2 protein-coding genes are annotated in these 661 nt (G+C 32.5%); both read left to right on the top strand.

The window, feature by feature from the left end:
• On the top strand, window positions 1-336 hold a 336-nt coding region (locus SNE38_RS19180; protein ID WP_336047180.1), incomplete at its 5' end, for an SMI1/KNR4 family protein.
• A 225-nt stretch (window positions 337-561) separates the two neighbouring features.
• A partial coding sequence (locus tag SNE38_RS19175) for an immunity protein YezG family protein (RefSeq protein ID WP_336047175.1) occupies window positions 562-661 on the top strand: 100 nt, incomplete at its 3' end.

Genomic DNA, 661 nt, shown 5'->3' with positions numbered 1-661 from the left:
TCGATAGGTGGTTTTTATGGAATTACTAATAATGCCTATAATATTGAATCAATCATTCAAACTTATAAAGGTATTTTAGGAAGTATTGTAATGCCTATCGCAGATGCAGATGGGGGAGATTTAATATGTATAGGATTAAAAGATAAATACAGGGGTAAAATATATTATTGGTATCACGAAGGCGAAATGACTGATGAAGATGGAAAAGAATATTATTACCTTATTGCAAACTCTTTTGAAGAATTTATTCTAAAGTTTTCGCTTCATGAAAGAAAGAAAAATGTGAATTTAGATGACATCGAACTCTTCTTAGACGAAAATTTACTAAAAGATTAGTATTCCATAAATAAACTATAAAACCTTGATTGGCAAAGTGCCTTTCAAGGTTTCCTTTTTAGTGTGCTCGGCATGCACAACAGCTTGGTGGTGAAAGCCGTTGAGGTAAAGATAAAACCAATTTATAATGGGGATTTAAAACCCCTGATAGCTTTAAAATAGAACATAAGTTTGGGAATGGAGACTGGGAGCGTACAGATTTAGAAATAAACCCGGAGGTAAATAATGATGGATGAAAACAAGTTAAATAGTATATATCAAAATATTGCTCAAACAGTAGTTGAAACGATTCCGGAAGAGTGGTCGAAAGTATTTGTATATGGGG

It is taken from the genome of Solibacillus ferritrahens, from assembly GCF_037027585.1.
Taxonomy (GTDB): Bacteria; Bacillota; Bacilli; order Bacillales_A; family Planococcaceae; genus Solibacillus; species Solibacillus ferritrahens.
Note: the sequence above shows the minus strand (reverse complement) of the source record. Positions and strands in the feature narration are given on the sequence as shown.